This is a genomic window from Actinomyces oris (assembly GCF_001929375.1).
Classification (GTDB): domain Bacteria; phylum Actinomycetota; class Actinomycetes; order Actinomycetales; family Actinomycetaceae; genus Actinomyces; species Actinomyces oris_B.
The window spans coordinates 12,795-31,849 of record NZ_MSGO01000065.1 but is presented as its reverse complement, the minus strand read 5'-3'; the positions used below and the strand labels follow the sequence as shown (position 1 = coordinate 31,849).

Below are 19,055 nucleotides of genomic sequence, written 5' to 3'. Positions count from 1 at the left end.
TTCCGCAACAGGCCCTAGGACCCGGTCAGGAGCCGGTGGCCCGTCAGGTCGTCGTCCATCACGACGCCGTCGCCGTCGTCGCCCTGCGCGAGGGCAAGGCATCCTCCCAGGCCGACGGCGCCGCGGAGATCCTCATGATCCGTCAGTACCGCCATCCCGTGCGCGCCTGCCTGTGGGAGATCCCCGCGGGACTGCTCGACGTGGCGGGGGAGGAGCCGGCCGTCGCCGCCGCCCGCGAGCTCGCTGAGGAGACCGACTACGAGGCGGCCATCTGGAACACGCTGGCCGAGTTCTACGCCTCGCCCGGCTTCACCACCGAGGGGGCCCGGATCTTCCTCGCCCAGGACCTGAGCCTGCTGCCCGAGGACCGGCGCACCGTTCGCGAGGACGAGGAGGCCGAGTTCGTGCCCACCTGGGTCCGCCTGGACGAGGCCCTCGACGCCGTCATGGGCGGCCGCCTGCACAACCCCTCCACCGTCCTGGGGGTCCTGGCCACGGCCCAGGCCCGCTCCCGCGGCTGGGCGGGGCTTCGTCCCGCTGACGCCCCCTGGCTGCGCAGCCCGAAGAGCCTGTAGTCGGACTTGAACTGCCAGCTTTAGTGTCCTGTCGGGATGATGAGGGCGGTGAGGGCCTGGTTGTCCCGGACGGTGCGCATACCGCGGCGTCAGCAGCCACCAAGCATCCTCAATGTCGAGGGAGGTTTGGAAGGCCCCCACCATGGGGCTGATCGTGGTGGCTTCGGTCCGGGTGCCCTATCTGAGGGGGAGAGAGCAGCGCGGTCGGACCAGCAGTCCGACGATCATCTGGGGGGTTGACCCTGTTCTCCTTGGAACAATCGACCCGCCTGAGGTCGTCCTCACGATCGGCCCCGTCGCGAGCCGGTCCCAGGCGCTCCACGATCCGGCGCCCCGTGCGCCTCGGCCACGACCTGCGCGGCCGTGGCCCCGAGACTGTCCTGACCTTGCGCAGGTACGGGTTCACTCAGCCCAAGCCTGCTCAGTGTCCGAAACGATCACCTCACCCGCATCGTTCCAACGAATATCCCCAACTAGAAACACGAACCAGCCCAAACTGTGCAACTCAGGCCGGGTGTCGAGGCAGGCGACGGGGCGTTTCTGTCGGGATCAGGCTGCTAAAAGCGGCCTCCACGGCAACGTCGGGCCGCGCCGGCCGCGGTCGGGAACGTACTTGTCAGTCGAGAACTGCGTCTTCCCGCAGACGACTGGGATCTGACCCCAGTCGTCTGCGGGAGAAGTACGTTCTGGATGGGAAACGCAGTCTCCGATGCGCGCGGCCGCGCACCCCGTTCGACGACTAGTTAGGTATTCCTAACCGAAGCTCGCCTTTGATTAGGTGGCGTGTTCAATGCCACCCTGCGACGCTCCGTCGTGAACTTGCCAGTGTTGAATTCGGCAAGCAAGATCTTGGTTAAACTCGTGGCACGACGACCAGCGACGCCTCGCAGGTCAATGCCTGGGGCCGGTCCAAGGGCATGGCCGAACCGGCCGCAACGGGGCAGGCCGCGAGACGTCGTCAGCGACTAGGGGAGGAGAGCAGTCATGGCGCAGAGCGACGAAGACTCTACCCGGGCACGCGTTCTCGACCTCATCGCCGAGAAGGGACCGGTGTCGGCGGCTCAGCTCGCCAAGGTCCTGAGCCTGACGCCGGCCGCCGTGCGCAGGCACATCACGGCCCTTGAGGACGCTGAACAGATCGAGGTTCACTCGCCGGCCCAGACGGGCAAGCGCGGCCGCGGTCGCCCGGCCCGGCACTACGTCCTGACGCCCAAGGCCCGCACCTCCTTCGCGGAGGGCTACTCCGACCTGGCCAACCGCGCCCTGCACTACCTGTCCCAGGTGGCCGGTGACAAGGCGGTCGACTCCTTCGCCGCGGCCAGGGGCCGTGACCTCGAGCGCCGCTACGCCACCGTCGTCGAGGCGGCAGGCAAGGACCCCTCGGAGCGGGCCCGCGCCCTGGCGGACGCCTTGACTCTTGACGGCTACGCGGCCTCAGTGCGCGACGTCGGGGACGGGTCCTTCGCCGTCCAGCTGTGCCAGGGCAACTGCCCGGTGCGCGACGTCGCCGGGGAGTTCCACGAGCTGTGCGACGCCGAGACCCAGGCCATCTCCCGGCTCGTCGGCGTCCCGGTCCAGCGCCTGGCCACCCTGGCCGGAGGCGAGCACGTCTGTACCACCCACATTCCGATCGCCATGCCCGCGCTGCGCAAGCGCGCGGTCCGGGCGGCGGCTAAGACGCGAGGCCTTGAGACCAAGCGAATGGAAGGAACCCGATGACACTGCCGACAACCGAGACCACGCGTAGCACCGACGACGAGATCATCGACTCGATCTCAACGAGCTACGACTTCGGCTGGCACGACTCCGACGAGGCCGGTGAGAATGCCAAGCGAGGCCTTGATGAGCAGGTGGTCCGCGAGATCTCCGCCATCAAGGGCGAGCCGGAGTGGATGCTGGCCAAGCGTCTCAAGGCCTACTCCACCTTCGAGCGCAAGCCCATGCCCACCTGGGGCGTGGATCTCTCCCAGCTCGACATGGACGCTGTCAAGTACTACGTGCGCTCCACGGACCGGCCGGCCAGCTCCTGGGACGACCTGCCCGAGGACATCAAGAACACCTACGACCGCATCGGCATCCCCGAGGCCGAGCGCGAGCGCCTGGTGGCGGGCGTGGCCGCCCAGTACGAGTCGGAGGTCGTCTACCACCAGATCCGCGGCGACCTGGAGGAGCAGGGCGTCATCTTCGTCGACACCGACACCGCCGTGCGCGAGTACCCCGAGCTCGTCAAGGAGTACTTCGGGACCGTGGTGCCGGCCGGCGACAACAAGTTCGCCGCCCTCAACACGGCCGTGTGGTCCGGGGGCTCCTTCATCTACGTCCCCAGGGGCGTCCACGTCGAGATCCCGCTCCAGGCCTACTTCCGCATCAACACGGAGAACATGGGCCAGTTCGAGCGCACGCTCATCATCGCTGACGAGGACTCCTACGTCCACTACGTCGAGGGCTGCACGGCCCCCATCTACTCCACCGACTCCCTGCACTCGGCGATCGTGGAGATCGTGGTCAAGAAGAACGCCCGCGTGCGCTACACGACCATCCAGAACTGGTCCAACAACGTCTACAACCTAGTGACCCAGCGCGCTACCTGCGAGGAGGGCGCCACCATGGAGTGGGTCGACGGCAACATCGGCTCCAAGCGGAACATGAAGTACCCGGCCGTCTTCCTCATGGGTCCCCACGCCCGCGGCGAGGCCCTGTCCATCGCCTTCGCCGGTGCGGACCAGCACCAGGACACCGGCGCCAAGATGGTCCACATGGCGCCTCACACCTCCAGCCACATCGTCTCCAAGTCGATCGCCCGTCACGGTGGCCGCAGCGCCTACCGCGGACTGGTACAGATCATGAAGAACGCCCGGCACTCCAAGTCCAACGTGCTGTGCGACGCGCTCCTGGTCGATGAGATCTCCCGCTCGGACACCTACCCCTACGTCGATGTGCGCACCGACGACGTCGAGATGGGGCATGAGGCCACCGTCTCCAAGGTCAGTGCCGATCAGCTCTTCTACCTCATGCAGCGCGGGCTGACCGAGACCGAGGCCATGGCCACGATCGTGCGCGGCTTCGTCGAGCCCATCGCCCGGGAGCTGCCCATGGAGTACGCCCTCGAGCTCAACCGGCTCATCGAGCTGCAGATGGAGAACTCGGTGGGCTGACCCACCGCAGCGGTTCCTCCCTCGTCAGCCCACTCAGCCTTCGACCCACACCTCATCACACCGTCCTGCTGCCGGCCAAGGAGCACCTCCACATGCCTGAACTCTCCACCGACCACTCGAGCGCCACGCTCGACGGCGCCCACTCCCACGGCGGACCGCGCTACGTCTCCTCGCGCGCCGACCGCCCCACCTCCTTCGACCCCGTCGACATCCCGGTGCCGCGCGGCCGCGAGGAGGAGTGGCGCTTCACGCCGATGAAGCGCTTCGCCCCGCTGTTCGACCTCGAGGCCATCCGCGCGGTCACCGCCGGCCAGAGCGATGCCGGCGCCGTCCGTATCGAGGCGGACCTGCCCGACGGTGCGAGCCTTGAGACCGTAGCGCGCAGCGACGCCCGCATCGGCACCGTGGGCGCCCCGGTCGACCGCACCGGCATCACAGCCTGGAACGGCACCGAGACCGCCACCGTGCTGACCCTGGAGGCCGGAGCCCAGCTGGAGCGGGCCGCCCGGCTGAACATCGTCGGCCAGGACGCTCAGCTCGCCCGCCCCGCCGCCCAGCACATCCTCGTCGCCGCCGAGTCCGGTTCCAAGGGAACCGTCGTCCTGGACCACACCGGCACCGCCGCCCTGACCCAGGGCGTCGAGGTGACAGTCGCCGACGGCGCCGAGCTCACCCTGGTGACCGTCCAGGGCTGGGAGGAGGAGGCCGTCCACGCCTCCAACCACCGGGTCAAGGTCTGCGGTCGCGGCATCCTCAAGCACGTCGTCGTCAGCCTCGGCGGAGACGTGCGCATCTGCCCCGACCTGGGCTTCTCCGGCGAGGGCGGGCACATCGACGCCTACGGCGTCTACTTCACCGATGCCGGCCAGCACCAGGAGCACCGCCCCTACGTGGCCCACACCGAGCCCCACTGCTACTCGCGCGTCACCTACAAGGGTGCACTCCAGGGGGAGGGCGCGCACGCCGTGTGGGTGGGGGACTGCCTCATCGGTCACGCCGCCCGCGGCACGGACACCTACGAGCTCAACCGCAACCTGGTCCTCACCGAGGGGGCCAAGGCCGACTCCGTGCCGAACCTGGAGATCGAGAACGGCAACATCGAGGGGGCCGGCCACGCCAGCGCCACCGGCCGCTTCGACGACCAGCAGCTGTTCTACCTGCGTGCCCGCGGCATCCCCGAGACCGAGGCCCGCCGCCTCGTCGTCCTGGGCTTCTTCAACGAGATCGTCGCCGAGATCGGTGTCGATGAGGTCGAGGAGCGCCTCATGGCCGCCATCGAGAAGGAGCTCGAGCTCACCGGACTCATCACCGCCCGCACCGACCAGGACCCCGCCGCCCAGCCGGCAGCCGAGTGACAGGCCGGACCCGCACGACGGTCCGCCCACCCGCAACCAGACCACAACCCAGCTGAAAGAAACGTCGCATGAGCACTTTGCAGATCAAGAACCTCCACGTCCAGGTGGCCACCAACGACGGCCCCAAGCCCATCCTCAAGGGCGTCGACCTGACCATCGACTCCAACCAGGTCCACGCCATCATGGGCCCCAACGGCTCGGGCAAGTCCACCCTGGCCTACTCCATCGCCGGGCACCCCGACTACGAGGTCACCGACGGCGAGGTCCTCCTCGACGGCGTCGACCTGCTCGAGATGAGCGTGGACGAGCGCGCCCGCGCCGGCCTCTTCCTGGCCATGCAGTACCCCGTCGAGGTCCCCGGAGTCACCGTGGCCAACTTCCTGCGCACGGCCAAGACCGCCATTGACGGCCAGGCCCCCAAGGTGCGCCAGTGGGTCAGCGAGGTCAACCAGGCCATGAAGAACCTGCGGATGGACCCCGCCTTCTCCCAGCGCGACGTCAACGCCGGCTTCTCCGGCGGTGAGAAGAAGCGCTTCGAGATCCTCCAGATGGAGCTGCTCCGGCCCCGTTTCGCCGTCCTGGACGAGACCGACTCCGGCCTGGACGTCGACGCCCTGCGCATCGTCTCCGAGGGTGTCAACCGCCTCCACGACGAGACCGACGCCGGTTTCCTCCTCATCACCCACTACACGCGCATCCTGCGCTACATCAAGCCCGACCACGTCCACGTCTTCGTCGACGGGCGCGTGGCCGAGGCAGGCGGCCCCGACCTGGCCGACCGCCTTGAGGAAGAGGGCTACGACCGCTACCTCGCCTGACCGCCCTCACCGTGCCGGGGCCGACGACGGCGCGCCGCGCAACATGGCGTCGTCGCCGGCCCCGGCACTGAGGAAGGGGGACTAAGGTTCCTCGTGACCTCAGCCCCCAGCCGTCGGCGACCATGCCCGGAACCGCTCGCACCGAATCGGAAAGGCACGTCATGACCCAGTCCACGGCCCCGCTCACCGGGGCGCCTTCGACCGGCGCGCTCAACGCGGAGGAGGTCGCCGCGATCCGCGCCGACTTCCCCTACCTGGGCCGGCCCGCCCGCAACAGCGAGGCGCTGGCCTACCTGGACTGGGCCGCCACGAGCCAGAAGCCCGCCGACGTCATCACCACGGAGGCCGACTTCTACCGCACGTCCAACGGTGCGGCAGGGCGCTCGACCTACCAGCTCGCCGACGAGGCCACCGCCACCTTCGAGGACGCCCGCGACGCCGTCGCCGCTTTCGTCGGAGCGCGTGGCAGCGAGCTCGTCTTCACCAAGAACGCCACCGAGGCCATCAACCTCGTGGCCCTGGCCATCGGACACGCCAGCCTGGGCCGGTCGGCGGCCCGCGGTGGCGGCCCCGCCGCGGCTGATGACCCGGCTCGGCGCCTCATCATCGGACAGGGCGACGAGGTGGTCGTCACCCGCGCTGAGCACCACGCCAACCTCGTGCCCTGGCAGGAGCTGTGCGCCCGCACCGGCGCCACCCTGCGCTGGCTGGACCTGACCGAGGACGGGCGCATCGATGCCGCCACCCTGGACGTCATCACCGAGCGCACCCGCGTCCTGGCCCTGACCCACGCCTCCAACGTCACCGGCGCGATCAGCCCGCTCAACCTCATCCTCCCGCGAGCCCAGCAGGCCGGCGCGCTCGTCATCCTGGACACCTGCCAGTCCGCCGCCCACATCCCGCTGGACTTCGACGCACTGAAGACCGCCGGCGTGGACGCCATGGTGCTCTCCAGCCACAAGATGCTCGGCCCCACCGGCATCGGCGCGCTCGTGGCCACCGAGGAGCTCCTGGCGGCGATGCCGCCGGTGCTCACCGGCGGCTCCATGATCGAGATCGTCACCATGGAGTCGTCGACCTTCATGAGCGGCCCGCCCCGTTTCGAGGCCGGCAGTCAGCCACTGGCGCAGGCCGCGGGGTGGCGCACCGCCGTGGAGTACCTGGCCAGGATCGGCCTGGGCCGGCTCCATGCCACCGAGCAGGTCCTGACCCGGCAGGTGCTCGAGGGCCTGGCCCAGGTCCCCGGGCTGTGCCTGGTCGGTCCGACCGACACCGCTGATCGCCTGGGAGTGGTCGCCTTCTCCATTGAGGGAGTCCACCCTCACGACGTCGGCCAGGTCCTCGACGCCGCCGGCGTCGCCGTGCGCACCGGCCACCACTGCGCCCAGCCGATCCATCAGCACTTCGGCATCCACGCCTCCTCGCGCCTGTCCTTCGGGGCCTGCTCCACGCCCGAGGAGGTGGACCGCTTCCTGTCCGCCATCGCCGATGTCCGACGCTACTTCCAGAGGTGAGCATGAACGAACTCGACCAGCTCTACCAGCAAGTCATCCTCGACCACTCCCGTGAGCGCCACGGCTCCGGCGCCCTCGAGACCCCGGACGCCACCAGCCACCAGGTGAACCCCACCTGCGGTGACGACGTGACCCTGGGGGTGCGCGTCAAGGACGGCAAGATCGAGGCCATCGGCTGGGAGGGGGACGGCTGCTCCATCTCCCAGGCCTCCATCTCCGTCATGCACGACCTCGTCAACGGCGCCGACCTGGCCACCGTCGCCCGCCTCGAGGCGGACTTCGATACCCTCATGCACTCGCGCGGCAAGGGCGTCGACGACGCCATCCTGGACGACCTGGAGGACGGGGCCGCCTTCGAGGGCGTCTCGAAGTACCCCAACCGCGTCAAGTGCGCCCTGCTGGGGTGGATGGCCCTCAAGGACGCCCTGGCCAAGTCCGGCGTCGCCCTGCCCGCCGTTGAGCCGAACGACCCCGAGTAGCCCGACCGTCCTGTCGCCATCGTCCGACCTGTGAGGAAGAAGGAAGAATCCATGAGTGACAACCCCAGCGGGATGCCGGCAGCCGCCGACAACCCCATGGCCGCCCAGCAGCCGCCGGCCCCCGTCGCCAGCACCGAGGGCGTCGACGTCGCCGCCGTCGAGGAGGCCCTGCGCGACGTCATCGACCCCGAGCTCGGTATCAATGTCGTCGACCTCGGGCTGCTCTACGGGGTGTCGATCGAGCCCGACGAGACCGTCGTGCTCGACATGACTCTGACCACCGCCGCCTGTCCGCTCACCGATGTCATCGAGGAGCAGGCCCAGCAGGCCCTGTCCCTCATCTCCGACAAGGTCCGCATCCAGTGGGTGTGGCTGCCGCCGTGGGGACCGGACAAGATCACCCCTGAGGGCCGCGAGCAGCTGCGCGCCCTGGGCTTCAACGTCTGAGGTCCTGCCGAGGCCGCCGTCAGCTCAGGTCCTCCTCGACGCCGAGAATCGCCTCGCGCAGGACACGCGCGTGGCAGTGGACGTGGTCGTGGCCGGCGAACAGGAGCGTCACGCGCCCCGTAAGGGCCTCGTCGCGCAGGTGCTCGACGGCGGCGACCGCCTTGGGCCTCTCGGTGAGCTCGGCCCGGTAGGCCTCGACGAACTGGGGCCAGGGCAGGTCCCCGCTGTGGAAGGCCCGCCGCAGCTCGGTGGTGGGGGTGGCGTCCTTGGCCCACTCGTCGAGAGCGGCGCGCTCCTTGGACACGCCACGGGGCCAGAGCCGGTCCACCAGGACCCGTGCTCCGTCCTCGGCGCTGGGCTCCTCACGGATGCCTTTGAGAACCACGTTGTCAGATGAAGGAAGGCGTTGACTCATACCAGCGACGCTACTCGCCCCATCCGTCGGTGCGATCCGATCGGCTCGCAGTGAACCGGGCGTGCGAGCGGCGCTCACTTAGCTGGGGCGCCATCGGGCGATCGCGGTGAGGAACTCCTGCTCCAAGGCCCGGGCGAGTCGTGCATCGGGGTAACCGGTGGCGGCGATGAGGTCGAAGAGCTCCCGCACCGACTCGGTGTCGACGCTGTCGGCCAGGGCCGCAAGGCGCTCCGGCGGCATCTGGGCCTCCAACCGGGAGATCATGGCCTGGGCGCGCTGCTTGATCTGCGCGTCTGACAGCTCAGCCGGATCCTGGGAGTAGAGGGCCAGTGACTCGGCGTCGTAGTCAGGATCCGGGTCCACGAAGAGGAACTCCGCCTCCGGCGGCATCTGGCCGCGATAGCAGGCCAGGTCGGTCAGGTCCCGCTCCTTGCGCACCGCGCAGCGGGTGGCCTCATCGGCAGCGGCCTGCTCCAGCCGGTCGAAGAAGGCCGCCATGCGCGGGGACATCGGTGAGACGGTCGAACCGGCCCTGGCCCGCTCCAGCAGGCCGGCGAGCATGTCCCTCTGCCTGGTGACCTCGGCCAGGTGATCCTCCACGGCGGCCAGTGCCCCGGCCAGGTCCTCGACCACGGAGCCGGCCGCAGCGCGGGCTTCAACCGTTTCGGCCGCGGGCGCGTCGTCGGGTTGCTCGACGCCTGTAGCCTCGGACTCGTCGAGAACGCGCCTGATGGTCTCCAGCGACACACCGGCCTGGACCAGCCAGCGGATCCGGGAGAGCCGGGCCACATGGCTCAGGTCGTAGTCGCGCCAGCCGCCACGTTCACCGGGAACTGGAAGCAGCCCCAGCGAGTGGTAGTAGCGCACCGTGCGCACGGTCGTCCCGGTCAGCTCGGCGATCTCAGCAACGCGCATGGGGACAGTCTCACACGGCGCCCGGATCCTGAACTGTTCGGATCCGCTTGGCGGGGGCGAACCATGGGGAGAGCGAACCGTTTGCCGGGGCATGCCCGCGTTGCTACTGTGCCCGCGTGATGACAGGCGGATCAGGTACCGACGGCGGCAGCGGCGCCCCGTCTCACCCTCCGCAGGCGGGAGGGTCCTGGTGAACGGCACGCGAGGCAACCTGCAGGTCGGCGACCTGCTCCAGGGCACTGCAGGCGCCCTGTCAGTCACAGGCTGCCTGCTCTTCAAGGAATGGGACTCTCAGGACCACTGCTTCTACTACTGGGAGGAGTGGCAGCTCATCGGGGCCAGCAACGCCGACACCTGGGTCGAGGTCGACCACGATCCCGGCGAGGTCCTCTTCTACGAACCCGTTCGTCTCCAGGAGACGATCGAGCCGTGGGCCCTGACCGTCGGCCAGACGATGCCGCTGACGATCAACGGCGTCCTGCACCGGGGCATGGTTGAGGAGGTCACCACCGGCACCCTCGAGAACGTCATCGGTTCCCCGGTGTGCCCACTCAACATCGGCGAGACCATGACCTACGCCGAGGTACGGCTGACGGACCCGGCCGGCGTGACCAGCAGACTGACCATCGACAGCCACCGTTTCCGTGACCTCCTGGCATACCGCAAGACCTCCTTGTCCACTGCGCAGCAGAAGCAGCTCTTCGGGCGGGTCCTGTACAACCGCCGATCTGTCCCCGGAAGAACCGGCCGGAACATCGGATGCGCGGTCGTTGCCGCCCTCGTCAGTATCGTGCTCGTCGGCGGACTGTTCTCCGCCTGCTCCAACCCCAGCCGCTCCAGTGGCGACGCCGATCCCACCAGCACCTCGCACTCGGGCTCCTCACGGAGCTATCGTCACCGCCCGGTCTACGGAGGCGGCGGAGGCGGAGTTGGCAAGTAGGCCCGCCCCGTCGGTGACGGGCTTCCCGCCATATGTCGTCGACGGCGGGGGAGCGAGGATGGGGACCTCACCCCGTTTGTCGGCTGCCTGCCTCGTTGCTACCGTGCTCGCGTGAGTGCGGTGAGCCTGTGTTCCGTCAGCTACAAGATCAGTGGCGCTGAGCCGTATGCGCTCAACGACCTGTCCACCGTGGAGTCGATTCTCCTTGGTGCCGCCGAGACGGCGGGACTGACTGCCGTATCCAGTGCTCATCACCGCTTCGAGCCCCAGGGACTGAGCGCCGTCATCATTCTGTCCGAGTCGCATATCGCCGCCCACACCTGGCCCGAGTCCGGCACCGGCTACGTGACGCTCACCAGCTGTCGCACACTGACCCCCGTGCAGATCGAGGCCGTGGGGGAGCTGGTGCGCAGGCGCCTGCGGGCCCAGCAGGTGACCAGCTCAGGGATCACGCTGTGAGTGTCAGAGGCGATCTGAGAGTCGGTGAGACACTTCGGGGTTCCTTGAGGAAGAAGAGCCGCTCCTACACCGTCATGGGGCGAGTTGTCCTCAAACGACGGGCTCAGGGAAGTCGGCACTTCGTCAAGCGGGAGCAGTGGCGCCTGATCGACGACGACGGTAGAGAGCTCTGGCTGGAGATCCGTCGAGATACCAACAAGGTGGTTCTTCACGAGCCGGTTCCTGTCCAGCCGGCGATTGACCCGCTCACCCTCGAGGTCGGTTGGAGCCGGAAGCTGAGAGTCCGCGGCCGGCCGTGCACCGTCGAGGTCACGAATGTGCGTCGTGCTGAGATCGACCACGAGACCGGGGCCATCGATCATTCCCAGGGGGCTCTCACCGCGACAACATGTGCCGAGCTCCGCGTGGTGGAAGCGCAGGGCTCGATCTCCACCATGGTGGTCGATGCGCATCGCCTCCACGCCCGAGAGATCTACAGCGAAACAGGTCTGTCCCCCTCGAAGCAGTACAGGGTCTTCGGTAGGCCCGTGACCCGGCCGTGGTGGATACCCGGTTTCGTGCGAAGGTTGTGGCGGTGGTTCCCCGCGGCGATCTCCGGAGCGAGTAGAAGCGATTGGGCCCCTGTGTTCTGGATCGTCCTCATGTTCGTGGTGCTGGTGCTTGCCGAGCTGATCGATAACGATGATGGTTTCTTTCCCTCAGGAGGCGGCATCCCCTTCCGGAATCGCTCGGTCTACGGCGGCGGGGGCGGCGGCGTCGGAAAATGACCTGGAGCCCACTGACTCAACCCCCTCGACGGTCATACACGAAGGAGAAGACATGTCGCTCATGACCATCGCTCACCACTCATCGGTCGACCTCAACTGGCAGTCTCTGCTGAGCACCATTGTCTACGCGGTGCTCGGAGTGGTTCTGCTCATGGTGTTCGCGCTGCTTGTCAACCGCATCTTCCGTCTCGACCTCAGACGCGAGCTCATCGAGGACCAGAACATCGGCCTGGGGGTCGCCTTCGCCGGCACGGCGCTCGCGATCGCCATCATCATCGCCGCCACCATCCTGAGCTGAGCCGCACACCATGACCCACGGTCGAATCGGGCGACGAGAGAACGTCGCCCTGTTCACTGCGGCCTTGCTCGCCGCGATCGGCGGGCTCATCTACGAGCTCATCCTGGGCACGGCCGCCTCCTATCTCCTGGGCGACTCCGTGCTCAGCTTCAGTCTGGCCACCGGTATCACCCTGTTCGGCATGGGCATCGGCTCGCTGCTGGTCAACCGCTTCCGTGCGGCACCGGCAGTCGTCTTCGGTGTCAGCGAAGTGCTCCTGGGCCTCATCGGTGGCAACTCCGTCCTTCTGCTGTACCTGGCCTTCGGGCGCACCCGCCTGCACTGGGTCGTCTTCGGCGGCATCAGCCTGACCATCGGCATCCTCATCGGCCTGGAGATCCCGCTGCTAGTGCGGACCTTCGCCGCCTTCGGGCGCCGCTCGACCAGCGAGCTGCTCGGCAAGGTCATGGCCATCGACTACTTCGGCTCACTGGTGGCCTCCCTGGTCTTCCCCCTGGTGCTCCTCCCGCAGCTCGGCCTCATGCGCGGGGCCTACCTGGTGGGGGCGCTCAACGTCCTGGTCGCACTGCTCGTCCTGCTCCAGGTGCGCACACCTCGCAAGATCCTGTGGGCGGCCACCGCCGCCGTTGTGGCACTGGTCGGCATGTTCGCAGCCGCCAACCGCATTGAGCGCAGTGTGGAGGCGCTGACCTACAACGACCCGATCGTCTACTATCAGCAGACCGCCTACCAGAAGGTCGTCCTTACCCAGTACCAGGACGACCTGCGCCTGTACCTCAACGGCCAGCTCCAGTTCTCCAGCCTGGACGAGGCCAGGTACCACGAGACGCTGTCCGCCAGTGCCATGACCTCGGTGAAGGAACCTGCCCACGTGCTCGTGCTCGGTGGCGGCGACGGCCTGCTGGCCCGGGAGATCCTGCGCTACCCCAGCGTCACGGACGTCACCATCGTGGACATCGACCCCGACGTCACCGAGCTGGCACGGAATAACCGCCTGCTCAAGGACCTCAACCACGCCTCCCTGTCCGATTCCAGGGTCAAGGTCGTCAACGACGACGCCTTCACCTACGTCCAAGACACCCAGGCGACCTACGACGTCGTTCTCATCGACCTGGTCGACCCCTCCAACGAGAAGCTCGCCAAGCTCTACTCCACCGAGTTCTATCGGAACATCGAGGCGCGGCTGGCCCCCGAGGGCGTCATGGTCACCCAGGCCACCTCCACCTTCTTCTCACCCCACGCCTTCTCCACGGTGGCCAGCACCGTCGCCGCCGCTCAGCCGGATCGACAGATCCTGCCCTTCTCCACCAATGTCCCCTCCTTCGGGGAGTGGGGCTTCGTGCTGTCCACCAGGACGCCGCAGAACCTCATCAGTCAGTCTCTGCCCAAAGGCCTGACTTACCAGGATCGGAAGACGCTGGAGTTCATCATGCGAACCAAGCCGGCCCGCACCGAGTTCATGGAGCCCTCCACCCTCCTGCATCCACGGATCGTCGAGGTCTACAACCAAGACATGCGGCAGTGGCGCTACTACTGAACAGGAGGCGACTTCGCCGCTGCGCTCTTATCGCACCGAGTTGGCCGTCTTACCTCCTCTCAGGATTCTGATGGTCAGCCAGGCCGCAACCCCTGCGATCACCACACAGCTCATCAGGGACACGATAACCGCCATGCCGAGGATGAACAGATAGAACATCGACGTCAGCGTTGCCAGCCAGATGAGTGTGACACGAGCAGCGCGAGGAAGGGCTGTCGCCAGGCATCCCCCGGCTGCGACGATCACCAGGCTGCTGACGGCGAAGCTCATGAAGCCGGGGTCAGTGACGCTGACCGACTCGAGCGTCCCTCCCCAGATGATGATGAGGAGACCGCAGACGGCCAGGCATGCTCCGGCGATGTCTCGTCCGCTCAGCTGCGGCCGGGACGACTTGTCGCGGTTCGTTGCTGTCATGTTGTTGTTTTCCTTCCGATGATGAGATGCGTAGTTGTCGCCAAGACGTCTGTCGTTATCTGGTGTTCGCCGAAGCCGCGAGCTCGCGTCCCCAGCTGTGGGCGTCGGTCTCCTGGCCGGTGGCCAGCGGGCCCTTGCTCGCCGTGACCACGAAGCTTCTGACCGAGGCCGTCCTCCTGCCCTGATGACGCTGCAGCGCCTTGGCGATCGCCTTGGCCGCTGAACCGCTGAGCCAGCCCTTGGAGATGACCGTGTCGAAGGCGGCAGCGGTGGTGGATGCCGGGATCGTCGCAGTCTCCAGCCACTCGCCGATCCCAAGGGAGGCATCGCCCTGCCCCGCCTGCGCACATGCCTTGGCCCGTGTGGCCGCGGTCGGCAGGCCTCGGTTGTGGGTGGGGGCTCCCAGGACGAGCAGAGCGAGGTCTGCGGGCAGGGTGCTCGGAGCCCCATCGACGTCGACGACCTGGGCCTCGACTCCGCCCTCGATCAGCCCGGCGGCGACGGCCCCGGCGATGGCTCGGGTGTTGCCGAAGCAGGACTCGACAATGATGAGTGCCCTGGTCATGATGTCCTCCTGAAGTCTCCTACCGACAATGCCGCTGGTGACGCGGGTGTCGAGCCCACTGTCGGGTGTGACGCCACGTCGCACGCAAACGGGGCCCGCCGCGTAGAAGGCGGCGGGCCCCATCAGGCCGAGAGGATCGGTGGGGAGGCAGGACGAGCCAGAGCGACGAATGGCGTCGCCGCTTGTCGTCTCAGAGCCGGGAGGCGTCGACGGCGAAGGTGTTGCAGGCCTGCATCGAGCCCGAGTTCATCCCGGTGGTGAACCAGCGCACGCGCTGCTCGGAGGAGCCGTGGGTCCACGTGTCGGAGTCGACGTGCCCCTTGGCCCGCTCCTGGATGTGGTCGTCGCCCACGGCCTCGGCCGCACCCAGCGCCCCCTTGATCTCCTCACTGCTGGGGCGGTTGAGGAAGGGCTTGCCGGTGTCCGGGTCTGGGGTGGAGGAGGCGTGATTGACCCAGATGCCCGCGTAGCAGTCCGCCTGGAGCTCCAGTCGCACCGAGTCGGAGGTCGCACCGCTGCCCGAGCGGTCGGCCTTGGCCATCTGCCCGGTCAGGTGCTGGATGTGGTGGCCGAACTCATGGGCCACGATGTACTCCTCCGCCAGGGGCGTGTCAGCGGCCCCCAGGGACCTCTCCATCTCGGAGAAGAAGCTCATGTCCAGGTAGACGGTCCGGTCCCCTGAGCAGTAGAAGGGCCCCACCGCCGAGGAGGCGTTACCGCAGGCCGAGGAGATCTGGGTGCCGTCCCACAGGACGAACTCCGGCTTGGCGTACTTGAGCCCCGCCTGGGAGGGCAGCTGCTCGGTCCACACCGCGTCGAGGGACTCGGCGGTGGCCACCATGCGGCACTGGGTGTACTTGTTGGCACTGTCCCCGCTGGTGCAGACGGAGGTGTCGATCGATGAGGCCGTCGACGTCGTCGTTCCGGTCTGCTGCTGCGTGCCCAGCATGGAGGTCAGGTCCACTCCCGTGAGCTGGGAGATGAGGACGACGGCGATGACGGTCAGGATCGAGCCGCCACCGATCATGGCGCCCCGGCCTCCGCCGGAACGGGTCTGGACCCGGTTGGGGTCGAGCTGGATATCGCGGTTGAAGGACACATGCCACCTCTGAGAACACGCCTGCAATGAGGCTCGGACGAAGCCCACGCTACCGTGACACCACCACCGGCGCGAAGCGGGGACGCCGAGGAGAATAATGGCGGGATCCTGCACGGTCCCTGGAAGACCAGGTCGGGGTAGCCTGATGCCGTGCTCTACGACCTGCTGTACAAGACCGTGCTGACCCGTATCGACCCCGAGCTGATCCACGACGTGTGCCTGGACGCGATCGAGATCACCGGCAAGGTTCCCCTCGTCAGGGACGTGGTGCGCCAGATGTGGGGGCGCCGGCCTGTCTTCCCCGTGCCCTCGGCCAACCAGGGCGGTCCCTTCGCCCGGCCCGTGCCCGGCATCCTGGGACTCGCAGCGGGCATGGACAAGGAGGGGCAGGCCGTTGAGGGCCTGGACATGCTCGGTTTCGGCTTCATCGAGGTCGGCACGTTCACCGCCCACCCCCAGGGCGGCAACGACAAGCCCCGCATGTGGCGCTACCCGCAGATGCGCGCCGTGCGCAACCGCATGGGCTTCAACAACTCCGGGGCCGATGAGGCCGCCAAGCGCCTGCGGGACCTGCGCCGCACCCCGCGAGGACGCTCCATCGTCGTCGGCGCGAATATCGGCAAGACCAAGGTGACTCCGCTCGACGAGGCGGTGGAGGACTACCGCTACTCGGCCGCGGCAGTGGCCCGGTGGGTCGACTACCTCGTCGTCAACGTCTCCAGCCCCAACACCCCCGGGCTGCGCAGCCTGCAGAGCGTCGAGGCACTGCGCCCGATCCTTGAGGCGGTGCGTGAGGCCGCCGACCGCGTGGCGAGGCGGCACGTCCCGCTCCTGGTCAAGATCGCCCCGGACCTGGCTGACGAGGACATCGACGCGGTTGCGCAGATGGTCCTGGACATGGGGCTCGACGGGGTGGTGGCCACCAACACGACCATCGACCACGACCTGGGGGAGGGCGGCCTGTCCGGCGCGCCTCTTCTGCCCCGCGCCCTGGAGGTCGTGCGCCGCCTGCGTCGCGGGCTGGGGCAGGAGCCCACGATCATCGGTGTCGGCGGCATCTCCTCCATCATGGACGCCGAGCTCATGCTCGACGCGGGCGCGGACCTGCTCCAGGCCTACACGGCCTTCATCTACAACGGTCCCGCCTGGCCGGGGCGCATCAACCGGGCCCTGGCCACGGGCTCCGCCGCCCGGGCGACTGCCTGAGCCCCGTGTGAGCGGGGCCGCCTCGAGGCGGAGTCGAGCGCCTCAGGAGGGGTACTGGCCCCGCTCGACCAGGGCGGCGGGACGGCGCCAGCGCCGCAGCATGAAGCAGCGCGACATGATGTAGAAGAGGATCGTCCCCTCGTCCTTGACCTTCTCCTGACCGAACTTCGCGATGAGGCGGCGGCGCAGGCGCGCCCAGCACCAGACGGCGTCGGCGATCGCCAGAAGCAGGTAGCCGTTCATCGCCAGCACTGTGTAGAAGCTGACGAGCGGGTACTGGGGCAGGATGCGGGTGAACGCGAAGGACACGATGATCAGGACGAAGACGAGGGGCATGAAGTACTCGCCCAGGTTGAAGCGCGCATCAACGAAGTCGCGGATGTAGCGCTTGATCGGCCCCTTCTCACGGGAGGGAAGGTACTTCTCCTCGCCGGTGACCATGGCGTCGTTCTGGCGCTTCCAGGCGGCGTCACGGGCCGCTCTCGCCTCCCGCTTGGCAGCCGCGCGGTCCTTGGGGACCACCGGATGCAGGTTCTTGGCCTGCTGGTCCTTGCGCCGGGGCGTGGGGCGCCCCTTGCCGCCGGGCTTGGGGGAGGGGTCGGCCACGGGCTCCGGCTCAGGGGTCTGGCTGCGCTTCTTGAACAGGCTCACGGTGCACAGACTAGCGGCAGCGGCGCGATACCCTGAAAACCATGATCACCGTTGATGCCGTGCGCACCGCCGTGCACACCTCCATGCCCACCATCGTCTCCGACCTGACGGACCTGGTCGCGATCCCCTCGGTCTCCGCCTCCAGCCACGACCAGTCCCAGGTCCAGCGCTCCGCCGAGGCCGTGGCCGCGCTCCTGCGCGACAGCGGTCTGGACGCCGAGATCCTCTCGGTGCCCGCCCCCGACGGGACCCCCGGCAGGCCCGCCGTCCTGGCCCACAAGGCCGGCCCCCAGGGCAGCCCGCACGTCCTGCTCTACTCCCACCACGACGTCCAGCCCGTCGGCGACCCGACCGGCTGGGACCAGGCCGACCCCTTCACCACCGAGCGGCGCGGGGAGCGGCTGTTCGGGCGCGGAACCGCCGACGACAAGGCCGGCGTCATCACCCACGCCCACGCCCTGCGCATCCTGGCCTCCCTGGCCGACGGCGAGCTGCCCTGCTCCGTGACGGTCTTCATCGAGGGGGAGGAGGAGGTCGGCAGCCCCTCCTTCGAGAACTTCCTGACCACCCACCGCGACCGGCTGGCCTCCGACGTCATCGTCGTGGCCGACTCCTCCAACTGGAAGGTCGGTGTCCCGTCCCTGACCACCTCGCTGCGCGGCGTCGTCCAGGTCGATGTCCGCCTCGACATGCTCGACCACGCGCTTCACTCCGGCATGTACGGCGGCCCCGTGCTGGACGCCGCCACCGCCATGTGCCGCCTGGTCGCCTCCTGCCACGACGAGACCGGTGACGTCGCCGTGGCCGGACTGGTCAGCCAGTCCCAGGCCGACGCCGACTTCCCCGAGTACCCGGAGGCCGACTTCCGCGCCGACGCCGGCATCCTCGACGGAGTCGAGCTCTCCGGCACCGGCGACCTCACCGCCCGGCTGTGGACCAAGCCGTCGCTGACGCTCATCGGCATGGACATCACGCCCCTGGACCTGGCAGGCAACGTCCTGACCCCCTCGTGCACGGCCCGACTCTCGCTGCGCATCGCTCCCGGGCAGGACCCGGCCGCCGCCCAGGAGGCCCTGGTCGCCCACCTGGAGAAGCACGTGCCCTTCGGGGGCCGTCTGACCGTCACGGGCCGTGAAGCCGGGCCCGCCTTCGACGGCTCCGAGGCCACCCCCGCCTCCGAGGCCGCCCACTGGGCCCTGTCCACCGCCTGGGACACCGAGGCCGTCAACATCGGACAGGGCGGCTCCATCCCCTTCATCGCCACCCTCAAGGAGACCTTCCCCGACGCCCAGGTGCTCGTCACCGGCATCGAGGACCCCGACACCCGGGCCCACAGCGAGAACGAGTCCATGCACCTGGGCGAGCTCGAGCACATCGTGGTCGCCGAGGCCCTCCTCCTGGCCCGTCTGGGCGGCGCCATCGGCTCATGAAGGCCAGTGCTCACCA

General features: G+C 68.3%; 21 protein-coding genes. 15 read left to right on the top strand and 6 right to left on the bottom strand.

Annotated elements, in window-relative coordinates; all coding sequences use genetic code 11:
- The 8 genes from BKH32_RS12280 to BKH32_RS12245 all read left to right on the top strand — a co-directional run.
- A partial coding sequence (locus BKH32_RS12280) for an NUDIX domain-containing protein (RefSeq protein WP_075250288.1) occupies nucleotides 1–575 on the top strand: 575 nt, incomplete at its 5' end.
- 984 nt (nucleotides 576–1,559) lie between these two features.
- Complete coding sequence (locus BKH32_RS12275) at nucleotides 1,560–2,294, top strand: helix-turn-helix transcriptional regulator (protein WP_075250284.1); 735 nt, start codon at nucleotides 1,560–1,562, stop codon at nucleotides 2,292–2,294.
- The gene (gene sufB, locus BKH32_RS12270) at nucleotides 2,291–3,730 is read left to right on the top strand and encodes a Fe-S cluster assembly protein SufB (RefSeq protein WP_075250283.1); all 1,440 of its coding nucleotides are present in this window, start codon (nucleotides 2,291–2,293) and stop codon (nucleotides 3,728–3,730) included. Before BKH32_RS12275 ends, sufB begins: the two co-directional genes overlap by 4 nt.
- A 92-nt stretch (nucleotides 3,731–3,822) precedes the next feature.
- On the top strand, nucleotides 3,823–5,085 hold the full coding sequence (gene sufD, locus BKH32_RS12265; protein ID WP_075250282.1) for a Fe-S cluster assembly protein SufD: 1,263 nt from the start codon (nucleotides 3,823–3,825) through the stop codon (nucleotides 5,083–5,085).
- Between the two features lie 68 nt (nucleotides 5,086–5,153).
- Nucleotides 5,154–5,903 (top strand): Fe-S cluster assembly ATPase SufC, encoded by a 750-nt coding sequence (gene sufC / locus BKH32_RS12260; protein ID WP_075250281.1) that lies wholly within the window; start codon nucleotides 5,154–5,156, stop codon nucleotides 5,901–5,903.
- Between the two features lie 161 nt (nucleotides 5,904–6,064).
- Nucleotides 6,065–7,417, top strand: coding sequence for a SufS family cysteine desulfurase (locus tag BKH32_RS12255; RefSeq protein WP_075250280.1), 1,353 nt, complete (start codon nucleotides 6,065–6,067; stop codon nucleotides 7,415–7,417).
- A 2-nt stretch (nucleotides 7,418–7,419) separates the two neighbouring features.
- The gene (gene sufU, locus BKH32_RS12250; RefSeq protein WP_075250279.1) at nucleotides 7,420–7,896 is read left to right on the top strand and encodes a Fe-S cluster assembly sulfur transfer protein SufU; all 477 of its coding nucleotides are present in this window, start codon (nucleotides 7,420–7,422) and stop codon (nucleotides 7,894–7,896) included.
- Nucleotides 7,897–7,947: 51 nt separating this feature from the next.
- The gene (locus tag BKH32_RS12245; protein ID WP_075250278.1) at nucleotides 7,948–8,343 is read left to right on the top strand and encodes a metal-sulfur cluster assembly factor; all 396 of its coding nucleotides are present in this window, start codon (nucleotides 7,948–7,950) and stop codon (nucleotides 8,341–8,343) included.
- 19 nt (nucleotides 8,344–8,362) lie between these two features.
- Here BKH32_RS12245 and BKH32_RS12240 read toward each other — a convergent pair whose 3' ends face one another.
- Both BKH32_RS12240 and BKH32_RS12235 read right to left on the bottom strand, forming a co-directional pair.
- Nucleotides 8,363–8,758 carry a DUF488 domain-containing protein gene (locus BKH32_RS12240; protein ID WP_075250277.1) on the bottom strand — a complete coding sequence of 132 codons (396 nt, stop codon included), beginning with the start codon at nucleotides 8,756–8,758 and terminating at the stop codon, nucleotides 8,363–8,365.
- Nucleotides 8,759–8,836: 78 nt separating this feature from the next.
- Entirely contained in the window at nucleotides 8,837–9,673 is an 837-nt protein-coding gene (locus BKH32_RS12235; protein WP_075250276.1) for a MerR family transcriptional regulator, read from the bottom strand.
- 190 nt (nucleotides 9,674–9,863) lie between these two features.
- On the opposite strand from BKH32_RS12235, the gene BKH32_RS12230 reads away from it, so the two are divergent.
- The 5 genes from BKH32_RS12230 to BKH32_RS12210 all read left to right on the top strand — a co-directional run bounded on the left by BKH32_RS12230 (nucleotide 9,864) and on the right by BKH32_RS12210 (nucleotide 13,674).
- Nucleotides 9,864–10,613: a hypothetical protein gene (locus BKH32_RS12230; RefSeq protein ID WP_075250275.1), complete on the top strand. Its 750-nt coding sequence runs from the start codon at nucleotides 9,864–9,866 to the stop codon at nucleotides 10,611–10,613.
- 111 nt (nucleotides 10,614–10,724) lie between these two features.
- Entirely contained in the window at nucleotides 10,725–11,072 is a 348-nt protein-coding gene (locus BKH32_RS12225; RefSeq protein WP_075250274.1) for an S-adenosylmethionine decarboxylase family protein, read from the top strand.
- A 44-nt stretch (nucleotides 11,073–11,116) separates the two neighbouring features.
- Nucleotides 11,117–11,839 (top strand): hypothetical protein, encoded by a 723-nt coding sequence (locus tag BKH32_RS12220; RefSeq protein WP_256691873.1) that lies wholly within the window; start codon nucleotides 11,117–11,119, stop codon nucleotides 11,837–11,839.
- A gap of 52 nt (nucleotides 11,840–11,891) precedes the next feature.
- Nucleotides 11,892–12,137, top strand: a complete 246-nt coding sequence (locus BKH32_RS12215) for a DUF350 domain-containing protein (RefSeq protein WP_003780291.1) — start codon at nucleotides 11,892–11,894, stop codon at nucleotides 12,135–12,137.
- 10 nt (nucleotides 12,138–12,147) lie between these two features.
- Complete coding sequence (locus tag BKH32_RS12210; RefSeq protein ID WP_075250272.1) at nucleotides 12,148–13,674, top strand: polyamine aminopropyltransferase; 1,527 nt, start codon at nucleotides 12,148–12,150, stop codon at nucleotides 13,672–13,674.
- Between the two features lie 27 nt (nucleotides 13,675–13,701).
- Here the strand turns inward: BKH32_RS12210 and BKH32_RS12205 are convergent, their stop codons facing one another.
- The 3 genes from BKH32_RS12205 to ypfJ form a co-directional block, all read right to left on the bottom strand.
- The gene (locus tag BKH32_RS12205) at nucleotides 13,702–14,088 is read right to left on the bottom strand and encodes a hypothetical protein (RefSeq protein ID WP_075250271.1); all 387 of its coding nucleotides are present in this window, start codon (nucleotides 14,086–14,088) and stop codon (nucleotides 13,702–13,704) included.
- Nucleotides 14,089–14,143: 55 nt separating this feature from the next.
- Nucleotides 14,144–14,653 carry a flavodoxin family protein gene (locus BKH32_RS12200; RefSeq protein ID WP_075250270.1) on the bottom strand — a complete coding sequence of 170 codons (510 nt, stop codon included), beginning with the start codon at nucleotides 14,651–14,653 and terminating at the stop codon, nucleotides 14,144–14,146.
- Between the two features lie 190 nt (nucleotides 14,654–14,843).
- Nucleotides 14,844–15,752: a KPN_02809 family neutral zinc metallopeptidase gene (gene ypfJ, locus BKH32_RS12195; RefSeq protein ID WP_075250269.1), complete on the bottom strand. Its 909-nt coding sequence runs from the start codon at nucleotides 15,750–15,752 to the stop codon at nucleotides 14,844–14,846.
- Nucleotides 15,753–15,902: 150 nt separating this feature from the next.
- Between ypfJ and BKH32_RS12190 the strand changes: the two genes are divergently transcribed.
- Nucleotides 15,903–16,958, top strand: a complete 1,056-nt coding sequence (locus tag BKH32_RS12190) for a quinone-dependent dihydroorotate dehydrogenase (protein ID WP_075250268.1) — start codon at nucleotides 15,903–15,905, stop codon at nucleotides 16,956–16,958.
- 42 nt (nucleotides 16,959–17,000) lie between these two features.
- Here BKH32_RS12190 and BKH32_RS12185 read toward each other — a convergent pair whose 3' ends face one another.
- The gene (locus tag BKH32_RS12185) at nucleotides 17,001–17,609 is read right to left on the bottom strand and encodes a DUF3043 domain-containing protein (protein WP_075250267.1); all 609 of its coding nucleotides are present in this window, start codon (nucleotides 17,607–17,609) and stop codon (nucleotides 17,001–17,003) included.
- Nucleotides 17,610–17,650: 41 nt separating this feature from the next.
- Here BKH32_RS12185 and BKH32_RS12180 point away from each other — a divergent pair, with 41 nt between their 5' ends.
- A complete protein-coding gene (locus BKH32_RS12180; protein ID WP_075250266.1) occupies nucleotides 17,651–19,039 on the top strand; it encodes a dipeptidase in 1,389 nt (462 codons plus the stop codon).
- The last annotated feature ends 16 nt before the right edge of the window (nucleotides 19,040–19,055 follow it).